The 14,548-nt window shown below is 61.8% G+C and carries 16 protein-coding genes; 15 read left to right on the top strand and 1 reads right to left on the bottom strand.

Annotated features, from left to right (window positions below; genetic code table 11):
* The first annotated feature begins 105 nt into the window (after positions 1-105).
* The 4 genes from KHO22_RS15165 (at position 106) to KHO22_RS15150 (ending at position 4,211) form a co-directional block, all read left to right on the top strand.
* The gene (locus KHO22_RS15165) at positions 106-666 is read left to right on the top strand and encodes a hypothetical protein (protein WP_211947975.1); all 561 of its coding nucleotides are present in this window, start codon (positions 106-108) and stop codon (positions 664-666) included.
* Complete coding sequence (locus KHO22_RS15160) at positions 663-902, top strand: DUF7696 family protein (RefSeq protein WP_211947974.1); 240 nt, start codon at positions 663-665, stop codon at positions 900-902. Before KHO22_RS15165 ends, KHO22_RS15160 begins: the two co-directional genes overlap by 4 nt.
* Before the next feature lie 148 nt (positions 903-1,050).
* Positions 1,051-3,291: a VapE domain-containing protein gene (locus KHO22_RS15155; protein ID WP_211947973.1), complete on the top strand. Its 2,241-nt coding sequence runs from the start codon at positions 1,051-1,053 to the stop codon at positions 3,289-3,291.
* 116 nt (positions 3,292-3,407) lie between these two features.
* Positions 3,408-4,211 carry a hypothetical protein gene (locus KHO22_RS15150; protein WP_211947972.1) on the top strand — a complete coding sequence of 268 codons (804 nt, stop codon included), beginning with the start codon at positions 3,408-3,410 and terminating at the stop codon, positions 4,209-4,211.
* Between the two features lie 313 nt (positions 4,212-4,524).
* Here KHO22_RS15150 and KHO22_RS15145 read toward each other — a convergent pair whose 3' ends face one another.
* The gene (locus KHO22_RS15145; protein WP_211947971.1) at positions 4,525-5,130 is read right to left on the bottom strand and encodes an excisionase family DNA-binding protein; all 606 of its coding nucleotides are present in this window, start codon (positions 5,128-5,130) and stop codon (positions 4,525-4,527) included.
* A 173-nt stretch (positions 5,131-5,303) separates the two neighbouring features.
* Between KHO22_RS15145 and KHO22_RS15140 the strand changes: the two genes are divergently transcribed.
* The 11 genes from KHO22_RS15140 (at position 5,304) to KHO22_RS15090 (ending at position 14,546) form a co-directional block, all read left to right on the top strand.
* Positions 5,304-5,756 (top strand): hypothetical protein, encoded by a 453-nt coding sequence (locus KHO22_RS15140; RefSeq protein WP_211947970.1) that lies wholly within the window; start codon positions 5,304-5,306, stop codon positions 5,754-5,756.
* Positions 5,749-5,952, top strand: coding sequence for a hypothetical protein (locus KHO22_RS15135; protein ID WP_211947969.1), 204 nt, complete (start codon positions 5,749-5,751; stop codon positions 5,950-5,952). The genes KHO22_RS15140 and KHO22_RS15135 overlap by 8 nt, the downstream gene beginning before the upstream one ends.
* Positions 5,945-6,409 carry a lysozyme gene (locus KHO22_RS15130; protein ID WP_211947968.1) on the top strand — a complete coding sequence of 155 codons (465 nt, stop codon included), beginning with the start codon at positions 5,945-5,947 and terminating at the stop codon, positions 6,407-6,409. Before KHO22_RS15135 ends, KHO22_RS15130 begins: the two co-directional genes overlap by 8 nt.
* Positions 6,406-6,786, top strand: a complete 381-nt coding sequence (locus KHO22_RS15125; RefSeq protein WP_211947967.1) for a hypothetical protein — start codon at positions 6,406-6,408, stop codon at positions 6,784-6,786. Before KHO22_RS15130 ends, KHO22_RS15125 begins: the two co-directional genes overlap by 4 nt.
* Positions 6,783-7,286, top strand: coding sequence for a lysis system i-spanin subunit Rz (locus tag KHO22_RS15120; protein ID WP_211947966.1), 504 nt, complete (start codon positions 6,783-6,785; stop codon positions 7,284-7,286). Before KHO22_RS15125 ends, KHO22_RS15120 begins: the two co-directional genes overlap by 4 nt.
* A 205-nt stretch (positions 7,287-7,491) precedes the next feature.
* Positions 7,492-7,998: a terminase small subunit gene (locus KHO22_RS15115; protein ID WP_211947965.1), complete on the top strand. Its 507-nt coding sequence runs from the start codon at positions 7,492-7,494 to the stop codon at positions 7,996-7,998.
* Entirely contained in the window at positions 7,985-10,123 is a 2,139-nt protein-coding gene (locus KHO22_RS15110; RefSeq protein ID WP_211947964.1) for a phage terminase large subunit family protein, read from the top strand. The genes KHO22_RS15115 and KHO22_RS15110 overlap by 14 nt, the downstream gene beginning before the upstream one ends.
* A 106-nt stretch (positions 10,124-10,229) precedes the next feature.
* Positions 10,230-10,664 (top strand): hypothetical protein, encoded by a 435-nt coding sequence (locus tag KHO22_RS15105; protein ID WP_211947963.1) that lies wholly within the window; start codon positions 10,230-10,232, stop codon positions 10,662-10,664.
* Position 10,665: 1 nt separating this feature from the next.
* On the top strand, positions 10,666-12,252 hold the full coding sequence (locus KHO22_RS15100) for a phage portal protein (RefSeq protein ID WP_211947962.1): 1,587 nt from the start codon (positions 10,666-10,668) through the stop codon (positions 12,250-12,252).
* Positions 12,230-14,239, top strand: coding sequence for a phage major capsid protein (locus KHO22_RS15095; RefSeq protein ID WP_211947961.1), 2,010 nt, complete (start codon positions 12,230-12,232; stop codon positions 14,237-14,239). Before KHO22_RS15100 ends, KHO22_RS15095 begins: the two co-directional genes overlap by 23 nt.
* A gap of 67 nt (positions 14,240-14,306) precedes the next feature.
* Positions 14,307-14,546: a hypothetical protein gene (locus tag KHO22_RS15090; RefSeq protein ID WP_211947960.1), complete on the top strand. Its 240-nt coding sequence runs from the start codon at positions 14,307-14,309 to the stop codon at positions 14,544-14,546.
* The last annotated feature ends 2 nt before the right edge of the window (positions 14,547-14,548 follow it).

Raw genomic sequence — 14,548 nt, 5'->3', positions numbered from 1 at the left:
CGTCAATACTATTGCGCCGGCCTGTGTACTACGCACTATCAGCGCCTCAGGCGCACTGACGGCGACAGCCTGCAGCCCGATGCTCGATACTACGCAGCACGCGATATGCTGAAGGATCGCCCAATGTCGCTGGTGCAGTTGGCCGACGCGATGCAGGTGTCGAAGCCTACCGCGCAGAAATTGGTACGCGAGCTGGGCGCATCCGTTCTGTTCGAAGTTCGGCAGCCCGGCAAGAACGGTATGCCGGCACCCTTTTACAGCACCCTGCGCAATGACGCGGCCCACGCGCTGTCGCTGATCCACAAGCACATGGTGGCGCGCCAGGACATGTCATCCGATGAGCTGGCGCAACTGACTGGCATCAACGCTGGCTCCACCCGCTGCTACATCAACTATCTGCACAACGCTGAGCTTGCCCATGTTGGACGCTGGACAAAGTCTAAGCAGCAGAACGAACGCCTGTGGAGATTCGGCCCAGGCGAGGATGCGCCGATGCCTGTGCCACTGACGCGGAAGGAAATCAGCAAGCGGCAGGTTCAGCGCTGCAACGACGACCACGATGCAAGGGACGCGCGCCGTTCCGTAATGAAACGGCACTACCTGCGGAACAAGGCAAAAGCGAAGCGCGACCCGATGGTGGCTGCACTGTTTGGAGAGGCAGCATGAACACTGCCAACCTGCCCGATGGCCGCGAAGTATGCACCAGCAGCGAGGAATGGCGCGCGTACTGCGAGGCCAAAACAGTTTTGTCGTGGCCGCTGGCCAAGCGCCGCGGCTACCTGTACGGCAGGCCGAACGAATACGGCAAGCCTGCCAACGGGGTGATGCAGAAGCGAGGCGAAGCAGCCCTGCGCAAGCTGGAGGACGAAATTCGTCTAATCTGGCAACAACGTCAAAAATGATTTACCCTGTTTGACGCCGATAGGGTAGCTCCCGAAGAGCGCTAGCTGAAGCGCCTGCGGCAGTCTTTTTTTTCAGCACGCAACCTTCTCAGCGAGGTTCACATATGGCCATCAGAGCCATCCGACAGAACAATCGAGGCCGTACCACATGAGCGCCGCCGCACAATACCGTGACCTGACCGAAGAAGAAATTTCGGCCGCGCTCGCCTACATCGACGCGAACGACCGCGACACGTGGGTGATGATGGGCATGGCGATCAAGTCCGAACTGGGCGCCGCCGGCTTCGAAGTGTGGGACGCCTGGGCGCAGACCGCCGGCAACTACAGCAGCAAGGACGCGCGCGATGTGTGGAAGTCCATCAAGCAGTCCGGCCGCACCACCATTGCCACGCTGATCCATGAGGCCCAGCAATTCGGGTTCCGCCTTAATGAGGCCCAGCGCGAGCCAATCCCCGCGCACGAAATCGAGCAGCGCCGCACACGGCGCGAAGCCGAACTGAAGCAGGCCGAGGAAGAACAGGCGCGCTATCGCGCCGAAGCCGCCCGCCGCGCGAACGTCATGTGGGAATCCGCGCAGGATATCGACGGCGACGGCCACCCATACCTGCAGCGCAAGAGCGTGCATGCCTACGGCCTGCGGCTGGGCGCGTGGCGCAATGGCGCGGAGAACGTACTGCTGGTTCCCATGCGCGACGCCAGCGGCGCCATCGTCAGCCTGCAGGCCGTCTTCCCGAACGAGAACCCGCAGCTGGGCCGCGACAAGGACTATCTGCCAGGCGGACAGCGGCGCGGCTCGTTCCACATGATCGGGGACAAGCCCGCCCACGGTTCCGTCATTGTGGTGTGCGAGGGCTACGCCACCGGCGCATCGATCCACCGCAGCACCGGATACACGGTGTTCGTGGCGTTCGACGCCGGCAACCTGCGCAGCGTGGCATCGGCCCTGCGGCAGCAGTTCGGGCATTCGGTCATCGTCATTGCGGCCGACGATGACCGATGGACGGACGGCAACCCCGGCATGCACCACGCGCGCCAGGCTGCCACCGCCGCTGGCGGCATCGTGGTGGGGCCGGTATTTGCCGACCTGTCCGGCAAGCCGAAGGACTTCAACGACCTGCACCAGCGCGAAGGCATCGAAGCGGTGCGCGAGCAGGTCAATGCCGTGGTGCCGAAGGCCGCTAACGATAGCGCCCTGCCCATCGACGCCGCGGTGAACCCGTTCATGTTCCCGCACGCCAGCGACAAGCAGCAGCCGCTGAACACGTGGGAAAACCTCGCGTGGCTGATGGGCGAATACGGCATCACGGCGCGGTACAACGAAATCCGAAAGGACGTGGAGTTGACCATCCCCGGCCGCATGTTCGGGGATGACAACCGTGACAACTGCAGCATTGATGAACTGACCAGCATCTGTTCGCGCAACCGCATGCCGGTGGCCAACCTGCTGGGCTATGTGCGCATCATCGCGGACATGAACCGCTATAACCCGGTGGCGGACTGGATCGCGAGTAAGCCGTGGGATGGCCGCTCGCGCCTGCTGGAACTGATGGACACAGTGCAGTCCGACATGCCGCCAGACCTGAAGGACACGCTGATGCTGCGCTGGCTGATTTCCGCCGTCGCTGCATGCTTCATGCCGCACGGCTTCAGTTCGCACGGCGTGCTGGTGTTCACTGGCAAGCAGGGATTGGGCAAAACCAGCTGGTTCAATCGGCTGGTGCCGAACGATCTGCGCGCCACGCTGGAAGGCGCCATTGTGGATCCGAGCAACAAGGACACCGTCATCAACGCCGTGGCGCACTGGCTGGTGGAGCTGGGCGAGTTGGATGCGACGTTCCGCAAGGCGGATATCGCCAGGCTGAAAGCGTTCGTCACGCAGCCGGTGGACAAGCTGCGCCAGCCGTACGACAAGAAGGTGTCCCAATACAGCCGACGCACGGTGTTCTTCGCCAGCGTGAATGAGGACCGCTACCTGGTGGACGACACGGGCAACCGGCGCTGGTGGACCATCCCTGTTACCAGGATCAACTACAACCACGGCATCGACATGCAGCAGGTGTGGGCCGAGCTGTTGCACCTGTGGCGCCAGGGTGAGCCGCATTGGCTCCAGCCGGATGAGCAGGCCATGCTGAATGACCTGAACGCAGAGCACGAAGCTATCGACCCTCTGGAAGAAATGCTGATGCAGCGCTTCGACTGGTCGCGACCCCAGTCGGGCATGGAAATGACCGCCACCGAAGTGCTACTGAAATTGCATTTCGACAAGCCCAACAAGGCTCAGGCCACGCACGCCAGTAAGGTGCTGCAGCGCCTGACAGGCGACAAGCCCCGGAAGTCGGGGAGCCGCAGGCTGTTCATGATGCCAGCGCTGGTGATTCCGCAGGGGTGATCCATCTAGGAATCGGGTAAGATCGTCAACTGTGTTGTGCAAAGCCCGCCCCTTCAGGCGGGTTTTTCTCGTTCTAGTTTCGTTCGACCGCTTCCCCGATTGAAGGACCAAGTGCAATGAGTGAGCCAAAGACGTTGGAATCTGTGGAGGAGTTCTTCTTCGGTGCGCCGCCGTATGCATCGTACGTACTGCCAGCCGACATGAAGATTGTTGAGCAGCTGTATGGACGCTCGAACGACAACCGTATTGACGGTCATTGCCCCAACTGCAACAAGATGACAACGTTCGTCATTAAAGGGCAACACGTCCCAAACGGCGACGATTGGGACAACATCCGAAAGCGGAATGCGTACGACTATTGCAAGATCATTTGCGTGCGCGACCATAACCACACCATTAACTACTGGTTCTGGATGAGGCGGATGACCATCGAGAAGGTAGGCCAGCATCCCTCCTTGGCTACTATCTCGAACGACGAGGTGGCACAGTACCGCAAAGGCATGAGCAAGGTGGACAGCCAGGAGTTCCACAAGGCCATCGGTTTGGCAGCTCATGGCGTCGGCGTTGGGTCATTCGTCTACCTACGCCGTGTTTTTGAACGGATGGTCTACGGCCGATTTGAGGAGTTCAAGGCAGCGGAAGGATGGAAGGATGAAGACTTCTACGGCCTACGGATGAACGAGAAGGTGCAGTTCCTGAAGGGCCACCTGCCGGCGTTCCTAGTCGAGAACGCGAAAATCTATTCCATCCTTAGCATTGGCATCCATGAGCTGGACGAGGCCACCTGCCTCCAATACTTCGATCTCATGAAGCACTCCATCATCATCATCCTGGAAGAGGATAAGAGGAAGAAGGAGGAGCTTGCAATGCGCTCCAAGTTCAGCAATCTCATCGCGAAGTTCGATCCCGAGAAGGCATGAGCCGTCCCTCCCGGACGCTGAAATCGTGCGCAATACCTATCCTACACAACCACGGAACCCGGCACAGCCGGGTTTTTTCATGCCTTGGGACTATAGGTAGTCCCATTTGGGACAAGAGAACACTACAGATAGTCCCACACTAACCCGTTGATCTGTAACGGTATTCCTATGCTTTGGGACTACTGGGACAACACATACACAAATAATACATACCGTAGTAGCTACGGGAGATAGGGGTACGGTAAGGGGTTTTATAGAAACGTAGTCCCTTTGGTCCCAGTAGTCCCAAATCTGTCCAGGATGCTCAATCTGCTCACCGGCGGCGCAGATTGCCGCGAACGAAGCCGCGTAGTTCTTCGAGGCCAGGCGTACGGACGAAAACGAGGGGGTTCCACGGGGCCAGCGCTTCTGTGACGGCTTCGAGCGAAGCCTTGCTGGTCAGGATCACCAGTTCGGTGCCTTGAGCTTGCAGGAACTCATTGAGCTTGCCGAACGCCGTTAGGTCAGCGTCTTTCGGCTCATCAACATGCATTGCAACAATGCGAGGATGCTTGGAGGCGCAGAGGAATGCCAGCGCCATTGGATCGTCGGCAACTTCCGTCGTTAAGGGAATTCCCCACTTCTGTACTGTGGTTTCTAGCTTCTGAGCTTCAGCCATCGTTGAGTGAGCCAAGACTAGATCAAGTTCACTCTCACCTACTACTCCGTTGCTCGCTCTCTGCCCTTGAGCAGTGGATTTCGAGCCTTTTCTAAGGGCCAGCTCTTTCTCAACGGACTCTTTGTATATCCGGCGATGGCCGCCTTGGGTTGTCCAGGCGGCGAGTTCCCCCTTGTCTACCATGCGTTGCACCGTGCCCGTAGAAACGCCGAGGAGTTTGGCGGCTTCGATGCTGCTTATCAGTCCGTCTTTCTTGGTCATTGTACGTTTCTCAGTGTGTGTGATGTGTCAATCATACCAGCGTTGATTACAGTGATACCGAATTAACGTACGTGACCAATATAGGATGACATAGGCATATCGTGTTTCATCCTTACGTCTGATATGTCCAATCTGATAAAATTGCCCGCACTATCAATGGCTTAGGGGCTTGTATGCGGCTTCCTGCAAGCGTGCAAGAGATTGCGGATGTGATCGGCCGCGAACGGGCTCTTTACCTGATTGGGCAGCTTCCGCGCTGCTACGTTGACCGCAAGGGACACAAGGGATGGCGGGTGATTCTGTACGTGCCGACATTACCTAGACTTTCCCCGGACCATCAACTGTCACAAATACTAGGTTGGAATGACGCCGAGAAGCTCGCGCGGCACTTTGGCGGAGAGATTCTGCAGCCCGCCAACTGCCGCGAAATCTACAGGGCTTACCGAGACAAGGTCATCATCGAGAAGATGTGTGCCGGCGCAAAGGCATCTGACGTGGCCGCCATGATGGAAATGACGGTCCGCCAGATTCAGAACATCGCGCGAGAAATAACACAAGAGGATCGCGGAGAGGCTGCCAACGACAATGCGCCCATTCTGAAACGGGCGCGCGCGGCGAATGGATAACTCCGAACACACAGGCTGGTTGATTGCGAAGATCGCCAGCGCCTGGGCTGCAGTTGGCATTGCCAGCTGGAACGATGCGGCGGGCTTTGCCGCATTCATGTACACGGCCTGGTTGATCGGGCAGAAAGCGTGGCGCGAGCATGTGCGCCCTTTTCTGCAGCGCCACGGCCTGGTGTCGAGTACCAGCGATGAATAAGCGCCTGGTGGCCGCAGTTGGCGCTGGGTGCGCAACTCTACTGACAGCCTATGTCCCGCAGTTCGAAGGCATGGTGTTGCGGGGCTACCGTGACCCGATTGGCATTGTGACGGCATGCGCTGGCCATACGGCCACTGCGGTACTGGGCAAGCCCTACACGCGCGCCGAGTGCGAACAGTTGCTGGCGGATGACCTGGTGGAGCACGCACAAGGCGTGCAGCGGTGCGTTACGGCGCCGATGAGCACCGGTCAGCGCGCTGCGTTCGTGTCGTTCGCGTTCAACGTGGGCACTCCGAAATTCTGCGGTAGCTCGATGGCGCGCAAGGCGAACGCTGGCGACATGGCCGGTGCATGTGCGGAACTGTCGCGCTGGACATATGCCGGCGGCAAGGTGCTGCCGGGGTTGGTGAAGCGGCGCGAGACTGAGCGGGCTATCTGTGAGGGGAAACTAGCATGAGCGAAGCATTTCGTTGTGGCCGCCGTGGTCCGTGGGCGGCCAATAGCCCGTTCAAGTACGACCAGGTGGAAAAGGGCGACCACTACCGCGATGGCGGCACCTGCAGCTATTGCGGCAGCGTGAGCCAGGAAGCGTTCCTGGCATTCATTGAGGCAGGCGGCGAAGTTGGCCCGACAGACAAGAGCTATAAGGCCTATCTGCACGGCACGGACACCGCACAGGCGCCTGGCATCAAATTCTATTTCCAGCACCTGGACGAAGCCGGCATGCGAAAGTTCATCGAGCTGGTGAACGCCAAGCGCATGCGTATTGGCTACCCTGGCCACTTCTACGTGCGGCCGTACTTCTGCGTGCCCGTGAAGGCGGACGCAGCATGATTCGCGCCGCCGCCGCCATCATCGGCGCACTCATGGTGTTTGCCGCGCTGTTCTTCGGTGGCGTCAAGGTTGGCACGAACGGCACCAATTCCGCCTGGCAGGCCAAGTACAACGCCGACCTGGCCAACGCAAACAAGCGCACCGCTGACGCCGAAAAGCGCGAGCGCGACAAGGAAGACCAGCACGCCGACGACATGGCGGCGCTGGACGCCAAGCACACCAAGGAACTGGCCGATGCGAAAACTATTTCTGATCGCACTATCGCTGACCTGCGCGCTGGCTCTATCCGCGTGCGGGACCGTCTCACCTGCCCCGCTGCCAGCGGACCCGGTACAGCCAGCCAGGCTGGCACCGGCGCCAGCATGGGTGATGCTGCCGCGCGCGGCGGACTTCAGGCAGCGGATGCTGAACTGGTGCTGCGAATTGCAGGAGAGGCCGACGAAGTAGCGGTGCAACTGGCGGCGTGCCAGGCGATTGTGCGTATGGACAGGGGGCAGTGATGGCGTGGCTGACGTACTGCGGGCTGTGGTGGGGCGTGGTGTTGCTCGCATGCAACACGCACCATAATGGTGCCGATGTGTTGCATAAACGCAACGTAACGGGTCCTTCTCGGCACCCCTAGCCTGCGGGGGCACTGCTCCCGCGCCACTCGATATCTGCGTGGCCTCTAAAACCACGATTTATGATTACCTGCGGTTATAAGGAATGGGCGTTCGACTGAACCGTTCGGGCCTGGCTGAACACGTTGGCGTTTCGCTGCCAACCGTTGACCGGTGGGTGAAAGAAGGCATGCCGGTGCTGCAGCGTGGCGGCCGCGGCGTGGAGTGGTCATTCGACCTGGCCGATGTAATACGGTGGTACGCAGACAGGAAGGCTGAGGCTGCCGGCGGAGCCACCGACGACCTGGAAGAAATCGAAAAGCGCACGGCCCGCGCAAAGATGGAGCAGGCCGAACTGGCGCTGGCCAAGGCCAAGGGCGAGGTGGCGCCCCTCCAGGAATTCGAACGCGCCCAGGCATCCATGATGGCCGCCATTCGGCAGAACGTCATGAACGTACCCCAGCGCGCGGTGCTGCAGCTGCTGGGCGAGACAGACGAAATGACGTTCAAGCAGAAGCTGCGCGCCGAGCTGACGCTAGCGCTTGAGCAGGCAGCCACCGCAGACCTGACACCGCCCGACGACGAAGACGAATCCGACGATGACGACGCTTGACCAGTTCAGCAACTGGGGCGCCGTCGCTTCCGCCATGCGTCGCGCGGCGGAAAACCTTGTGCCGCCGCCCGATATGCTGCCGTCCGTGTGGGCAGCAAAGAACGTGCGCATTCCGGTGGGCAACGCAATCCCCGGCCCTATCAATTTCGACAACGCCCCGCTGCAGCGCGGCATCCTGGACGCCATCAAGGAACCCGGCATGCGCCGAATGGACTTGATGCTGGCCGCGCAGACCGGCAAGACGACCTGTCAGCAGTGCATCACCGGCTATTTCATCGACCACGAACCGCGCAGCCAGATCATGGCGCAGCCGTCCGAGGGCGACATGGCGACGTTCCAGGAAACAAAGCTAAAGCCGATGCTGGAAGCGAACCCGAAAATCGCCAAAAAGATGGCGAAGGCGCGGGGCCGCCAGGGCGTGAACAACAGCCGCATGATTTCCTACGTCGGCGGCTGGCTGATGTTCAGCTGGGCCGGCAGCCCGAAAACTGCGCGCGGCCGTTCGGCGCCGGTCACGCAGGCCGACGAAGTGGACGGCTATGACGTGACGGCAGAAGGTGACTTCCTGGAACTGCTGGCGCAGCGTTCCGCGACGTTCGGTGACGATCGCCTGGACATTCGCAGCAGCACGCCAGTGGACTTGGAAACCAGCCGCATCCACAAGGGCTGGCTGGCTGGCGACCAACGCCGCTGGCACGTGCGCTGCCCGCACTGCGACGAACTGCAGTATTTCCGCTGGGAAAACGTGCGCTGGACTGGCCGCCAGTCCAGTGGCATCAAGGACGCGGAAAAGGACATTGCGCAAGAGCATGACCCCGCCAGCGCCATGTACTGCTGCGGTGGGTGCGGAAGCCTGTGGGATGACGGCCAGCGCATCGCTGCCATTCGCAACGCCGAGCGCGACGGCGGCGGCTGGATTGCCAGCAAGCCGTTCAAGGGGCATGCGTCCTTCCACGCACCGGAAATGGCTTCCACGTTCCGCCGGCTGCGCGACATTGTGCAGTCCTACCTGGACAAGCTGGCGCTTGGTGACCTGCAATCGTTCGTGAACGTGTCGCTGGGCTGGCCGTTTGCGGCCGGCGATAAGGCGGACCCGGATGGCCTGCTTGCGCGACGCGAGGAATACCCGGCGCAGGTGCCCATGGGCGGCGTGTGGCTGTCTGTCGGCGTGGACATGCAGGACGACCGCCTGGAATACGAAGTGGTGGCATGGGGCATCGGTGAGGAATCGTGGTCTGTGGATACCGGCGTGCTGTGGGGCGACCCGCTTGGCAGCGAGGTATGGAACGACCTGGAGGAGCTACTGGCCAACACGTACCAGCACGAAAGTGGTGCACTGCTGCGAATTGAAGCTGCCTGCGTCGACACCGGCGGCACTGGCGGCATGACGGCCGCGGCTTACGACTGGCTGCGTGGCAAGACTGGCCGGCGCATCTTTGGCGTGAAGGGGCTGGGCGGCTGGGGTATCCCCATCGTGGAAAAGCCGAACCGCAAGCAGACCGGCAAGAAGAAATCCAAGTTCACGGACCTGTTCCGCGTGGGCGTTGACGAAGCCAAGCTGGTGGTGATGCGCCGCCTGGCGCAGGCGAAGGAAGGGCCAGGCTTCTGCCACTTTCCGCTGCAGGACGAATGGGACGCCGAGCACTTCAAGCAGCTGACCGCCGAACGCCTGGTGGTCCGCTACGTGAAAGGCCAGCCGGTGCGCGAGTGGCGCAAGAACGATCGCGACAGGAACGAAAAGCTGGACTGCCGCGTGTACGCGTACGGCGCGCTGAAGATCATGCAGCCGAACCTGAAACGCCTCGCAGAACGGCTGATTCCGAAGGATCTAGCCGCCGCCCGCGAAACTCGCGAACAGTGGGCCGCAAGAGTGGCAGAAACCGCTGTGAAGGTCGTTGAAACGCTAAAAGACCCGGAAAAAGTCCGCGAAATCCTGAAAAAACAGGCCGATGCTCCGCCTAAACAGCCAAGAATCGAGCCAAAACCGGCCCAAAAACAGGCCGAAAAACAGCCGGAAATAACCCAAGAGGAACCCCCAGCGCCGACGCGGGAGACTGTCCGCATTCGACGTTCCAGCAGCCTGGGCACTCCAAAGCGCCGCGGCGGCTGGGTAAATTCCTGGTAATGGGGCTGTGAACGGCATTTTTCCCGCAAAAATCAGCGCTGGGCTGACATTCAGCCGCCTGGTTCGCCTAGACGACTACCCGGCGCCCGTGTGGGCGCTGTCCGCGATGTTTCGTGGTCCGTCCACCATCAACGTGTCGAGCGCGGCCGAGGGCGACCAGCACCGCCTGCGTGCCGAAGCGACGGCGACCACGCTGTGGACGCCTGGCGTGTACGCCTACAGCGTGCGCGCGACCAATGGCGCGGACGTGGTGGAGGTTGAATCCGGCACCATCACCATCGCACCGGACATGGCGAACACTGCGGACGGCACCGACCCGCGAAGCCACGCCCGCCGCGCGCTGGATGCCATTGAGGCAGTCATCGAGAAGCGCGCTTCGATGGACCAGGAGCGCTACAAGATCAATAACCGCGAGCTGTGGCGCACGCCGGTGTCCGAGCTGCTGAAGCTGCGAGACACGTACCGCGCGGAAGTCCGCCGCGAGGAAGCCGCCACGCGTGGCCGTTCGCTATTCGGCGCCGCCGTGCGCGTGAGGTTCTGACGTGTCCCCGGACGACTACATCCGCCAGGCGAAAATCACCGGCCGTCGCAGCATGCCAGCGACTGTCGAACAGGCCGCGACTGGCCGCCCGATGATGCCGCTTCGCCGCGGCATGCGTAGCCTGTACGCCGCGGGTCAGTCCGATCGCCTAACGTCAAGTTGGGGCACGATGCCGCTGTCGGCGGACATCATCATCATGCGGAACCAGCGCACGCTGGTGGCGCGTTCGCGCGAGCAGTGCGCAAACAATGACTACGCCAAGGCGTTCCTGCGCATGTGCCGGCAAAACATCGTCGGCCCGCACGGTGTGCTGATGCAAGCGCAGTCCCGCGACGACAAGGGCGCGCTGGACAAGCTGGCAAACGAAGCCATCGAGGCGGCGTGGTGCGAGTGGAGCAAGCCGGAAAACTGCGACGTGACCGGGAAGCGCTCCTGGCGCGCCATCCAGCGTTCGTGCGTGAATTCGGCAGCGAAGGACGGCGAATACATGGTTCGCCTGGTGACTGGGCGTGATGCGGGGCATTGGGGCTTCGCCCTGCAGACACTTGACCCGCAGCGCTGCCCTATCGACCTGAACGACGACCAGCCGCCGGGTGGCGGGTATATCCGCCACGGCATCCATTTCAGCCTGTACGGCCGCCCGCTGTGGTTTTATTTCACGACCACGGACGACCGGCGAGCCGACTACAGCTTCGGTGGTCACGATTACATCCGGATTCCGGCAGACGAGATCATCCACGGATTCCTAGAAGACATGGAAGGCCAGAAACGCGGCCTGCCGTGGATGGCCACATCGCTGTTCCGCATGCGGCACCTGAACGGCTTCGAAGATGCCGCCGTTGTGAACGCGCGCGTTGGTGCCGCGAAAATGGGTTTCATCCAGTGGCGAGAAGGCTACGGCCCCGCCCTGGACGATGACGACGAGGTTCCGGAAATCAACGCCGAGGCTGGCGTGTTCGAAACGCTGCCGGAAGGCGCCGAACTGAAGGAATGGAACCCGCAATACCCGTCCGGCGAGTTCTCCCCATTCTACAAAACCATGCTGCGTGGCATTTCCGCCGGCATGGGCGTGCCGTACAACGAGTTGGCGGCCGATCTGGAAGGGGTGAATTTCTCCAGCATCCGCCAGGGCACGCTGGACAGCCGCGAGCACTGGAAAGAGCTGCAGGAGTGGCTGACGGAAACGCTGATCCAGCGCGTATTCGACGCCTGGCTGCCGCGCGCCCTGCTGGCTGGCCGCTTCATCGTGAAGGGTCGTCCGCTGAAGGCCGAGCGCCTGCAGCGCTATCGCGCTGTCGATTGGCAACCGCGCCGCTGGCAGTGGATCGACCCGCGTGCGGACGTGGACGCCGCGGTGGAGTCGAAAAACAACATGCTGGCCAGCCCCGGCCAGATCATCCGCGAGCAGGGCCGTGACCCCGGCACCGTGTGGGCCGAGGCCGCGCGCGATGTGCGCGCCATGATCGACGCCTACGTTGCCGAAGGGCTGGACGAGGCGACCGCGAAAGAGCTGGTGCTGCTGTCAATGGGTCGACAGCCGCCGAAACCCGCACCTGGACCGAAGAATGAACAAACACCGACTGCATAGCCGCGCCATCGTCGCGGGACTAATCGGCGCCTGCTTGGCGCGTGACGCCAGCGACCGCCGCACGCTCGCGCCGGCCGACATCAATGGCGACAAGGGGCTGCAGCGCACATTCGAAGTGCGCGCAGCTGACGAAGAAAATCGAACCGTCGAACTGTCGTTCTCCAGCGAGCTGGAGTACCAACGATGGTTCGGTATTGAGATCCTGGACCACTCCGCTGGTGCCATGCGCATGGACCGCCTGAAAAGCGGCGCCGCGCTGCTGGTGAACCACGATTGGGACGACCAGGTTGGCGTTGTGGAGAGTGTCGAGATTGGCGACGACCGGCGGGGCCGTGCCGTTGTGCGCTTCGGGCGAAGCGCGCGAGCCAACGAGATTTTCCAGGACGTTGTGGACGGCATCCGCAAGCTAGTTTCTGTCGGCTACCGCGTACATGCGGCCAAGCTGGAAGAGACGCGCGAAGGCGACGTGGATGTGTACCGCATCACTGACTGGGAGCCTTACGAAATTTCCCTTGTGAGTGTTCCGGCAGACCCAAGCGTGGGCGTGGGTCGAAGCGCGGAAAAAACCCAAGAGGAACATAGGCCGGCACCTGTTGAAAATCGACGCAGTTCTGATATTCCGCCAAAGGGAATCAACACCATGGAAAAAATCCTCCGTGACGCAGCCGGCAACCTGGTGCGCGCACAAGTGGATGACGCCGGCAACATCGTGAAGGTGCTGGAAGTCATCGAACGCGCTGGCGAGTCCGCCCGCGCCGACCAGCAGCGCGGCCAAGACGCCGAGCGCGCCCGCGTTCGCACCATCACCGAGATGGGCACGCAGTACGGCCAGCGCGATCTGGCCATGGAATACATCGGTTCGGGTAAGACCGCCGAGGAATTCCAGCGCGCCCTGCTGGACAAGCTGAACGAGCGCACCGCCCGCCCGCTGGACGAGCAGAACCGCGCCGCCGACATCGGCCTGACCGACAGGGAAGTGCGCCAGTTCTCGTTCATGCGCGCCATCCGGTTCCTGGCCGACCCGAGCAACGCGCAAGCCCGCAAGGAAGCCGCGTTCGAAATCGAGTGCAGCCGCGCCGCCGCTGACGCCTACGGCAAGGAAGCCAAGGGCATCCTGGTGCCGGCCGATGTGCTGGGCCGTGCGTTCTCCACCACGACCCCGTCCGGCGCTCCCGGTTCGAACATTGTCGCCACTGAACTGGCGTCTGGTTCGTTCATCGAGATGCTGCGCAAAAAGTCCTGGGTTCTGAAGCGCGCCCGCAAGCTCGCCGGCCTGGTTGGCAACCTGGACATCCCGCGCCAGAAGTCTGGCACCGCCGCGTACTGGGTGGGTGAAGGCAACGCGCCGACCGCATCTGAAATCGGCGTCGACAAGATCAACCTGAACCCGAAGACGCTGGCAGCCTATTCGGACATCACCCGCCGCATGCTGATGCAAGCGACGCCGGACGCCGAAGCGCTGACCCGCGACGACCTGCTGAAGTCGATGTCTCTGGAAATCGACCGCGCGGCCATCTACGGCAGCGGCAGCGGCAACCAGCCGAAGGGTCTGAAGGCGTACACCGGCATCAACGGCGTGGACTTCGCCGCGACGAACCCGACGTTCGCCGAACTGGTCCAGATGGAAACTGAAATCTCCGCCGACAACGCGGACGTGGATTCCATGAGCTATGCGGCAAACGCCAAGTTCCGCGGCTATGCCAAGTCCACCCTGAAGTTCAGCGCGGCCGGTTCGGCAACGCTGTGGGAGGAAGGCGGCACCGTGAACGGCTACGCCTGCGACATCAGCAACCAGCTGATTGACGGCGACGTGTTCTTCGGCAACTGGTCGGACCTGCTGGTGGCAATGTGGGGCGGCCTGGACATCACCGTGGACCCGTATGCGCTGTCGACCAGCGGCGGCCTGCGCATCATCACGTTCCAGGACGTGGACGTGAACATCCGTCACCCCGAGTCGTTCTGCTGGGGCTCGTCGCTGGTAGCGTAAGCGGCGACGCTGTGAAGTGACCCGAGGGCCGCCAGCCGGCGGCCCCTATTTCATCCGCCAGAGAATCATGAAAGACACCCCGAAAAAGAGTTTCGTTCTCAAGCTGAAAAGCGCCATCGGCATGGACGGCCAGCTACTGCCGGCCGGAACGCTGATCGAGGTAAACGAACCCGAAGCCAAGGACCTGCTGCGTCGTGAAAAGGCCGAGCTGGTGACGGCACCGGACGAGGAACCGAACGCCGCAGAAGAAGGCGAGGAATCCACCGAGCAGACCGCCAACGGCCACAACGCAGAGGCGAGCGAGTAACT

It is taken from the genome of Cupriavidus yeoncheonensis (assembly GCF_905397275.1).
Classification (GTDB): domain Bacteria; phylum Pseudomonadota; class Gammaproteobacteria; order Burkholderiales; family Burkholderiaceae; genus Cupriavidus; species Cupriavidus yeoncheonensis.
Note: the sequence above shows the minus strand (reverse complement) of the source record. Positions and strands in the feature narration are given on the sequence as shown.

What these genes read in the sequence shown, in the direction of transcription:
- KHO22_RS15165 (WP_211947975.1), top strand. Translation starts at nt 106, where the DNA reads ATGCTGAAGGATCGCCCAATGTCGCTGGTGCAGTTGGCCGACGCGATG.
- KHO22_RS15160 (WP_211947974.1), top strand. Translation starts at nt 663, where the DNA reads ATGAACACTGCCAACCTGCCCGATGGCCGCGAAGTATGCACCAGCAGC.
- KHO22_RS15155 (WP_211947973.1), top strand. Translation starts at nt 1,051, where the DNA reads ATGAGCGCCGCCGCACAATACCGTGACCTGACCGAAGAAGAAATTTCG.
- KHO22_RS15150 (WP_211947972.1), top strand. Translation starts at nt 3,408, where the DNA reads ATGAGTGAGCCAAAGACGTTGGAATCTGTGGAGGAGTTCTTCTTCGGT.
- KHO22_RS15145 (WP_211947971.1), bottom strand. Translation starts at nt 5,130, where the DNA reads ATGACCAAGAAAGACGGACTGATAAGCAGCATCGAAGCCGCCAAACTC.
- KHO22_RS15140 (WP_211947970.1), top strand. Translation starts at nt 5,304, where the DNA reads ATGCGGCTTCCTGCAAGCGTGCAAGAGATTGCGGATGTGATCGGCCGC.
- KHO22_RS15135 (WP_211947969.1), top strand. Translation starts at nt 5,749, where the DNA reads ATGGATAACTCCGAACACACAGGCTGGTTGATTGCGAAGATCGCCAGC.
- KHO22_RS15130 (WP_211947968.1), top strand. Translation starts at nt 5,945, where the DNA reads ATGAATAAGCGCCTGGTGGCCGCAGTTGGCGCTGGGTGCGCAACTCTA.
- KHO22_RS15125 (WP_211947967.1), top strand. Translation starts at nt 6,406, where the DNA reads ATGAGCGAAGCATTTCGTTGTGGCCGCCGTGGTCCGTGGGCGGCCAAT.
- KHO22_RS15120 (WP_211947966.1), top strand. Translation starts at nt 6,783, where the DNA reads ATGATTCGCGCCGCCGCCGCCATCATCGGCGCACTCATGGTGTTTGCC.
- KHO22_RS15115 (WP_211947965.1), top strand. Translation starts at nt 7,492, where the DNA reads ATGGGCGTTCGACTGAACCGTTCGGGCCTGGCTGAACACGTTGGCGTT.
- KHO22_RS15110 (WP_211947964.1), top strand. Translation starts at nt 7,985, where the DNA reads ATGACGACGCTTGACCAGTTCAGCAACTGGGGCGCCGTCGCTTCCGCC.
- KHO22_RS15105 (WP_211947963.1), top strand. Translation starts at nt 10,230, where the DNA reads ATGTTTCGTGGTCCGTCCACCATCAACGTGTCGAGCGCGGCCGAGGGC.
- KHO22_RS15095 (WP_211947961.1), top strand. Translation starts at nt 12,230, where the DNA reads ATGAACAAACACCGACTGCATAGCCGCGCCATCGTCGCGGGACTAATC.
- KHO22_RS15090 (WP_211947960.1), top strand. Translation starts at nt 14,307, where the DNA reads ATGAAAGACACCCCGAAAAAGAGTTTCGTTCTCAAGCTGAAAAGCGCC.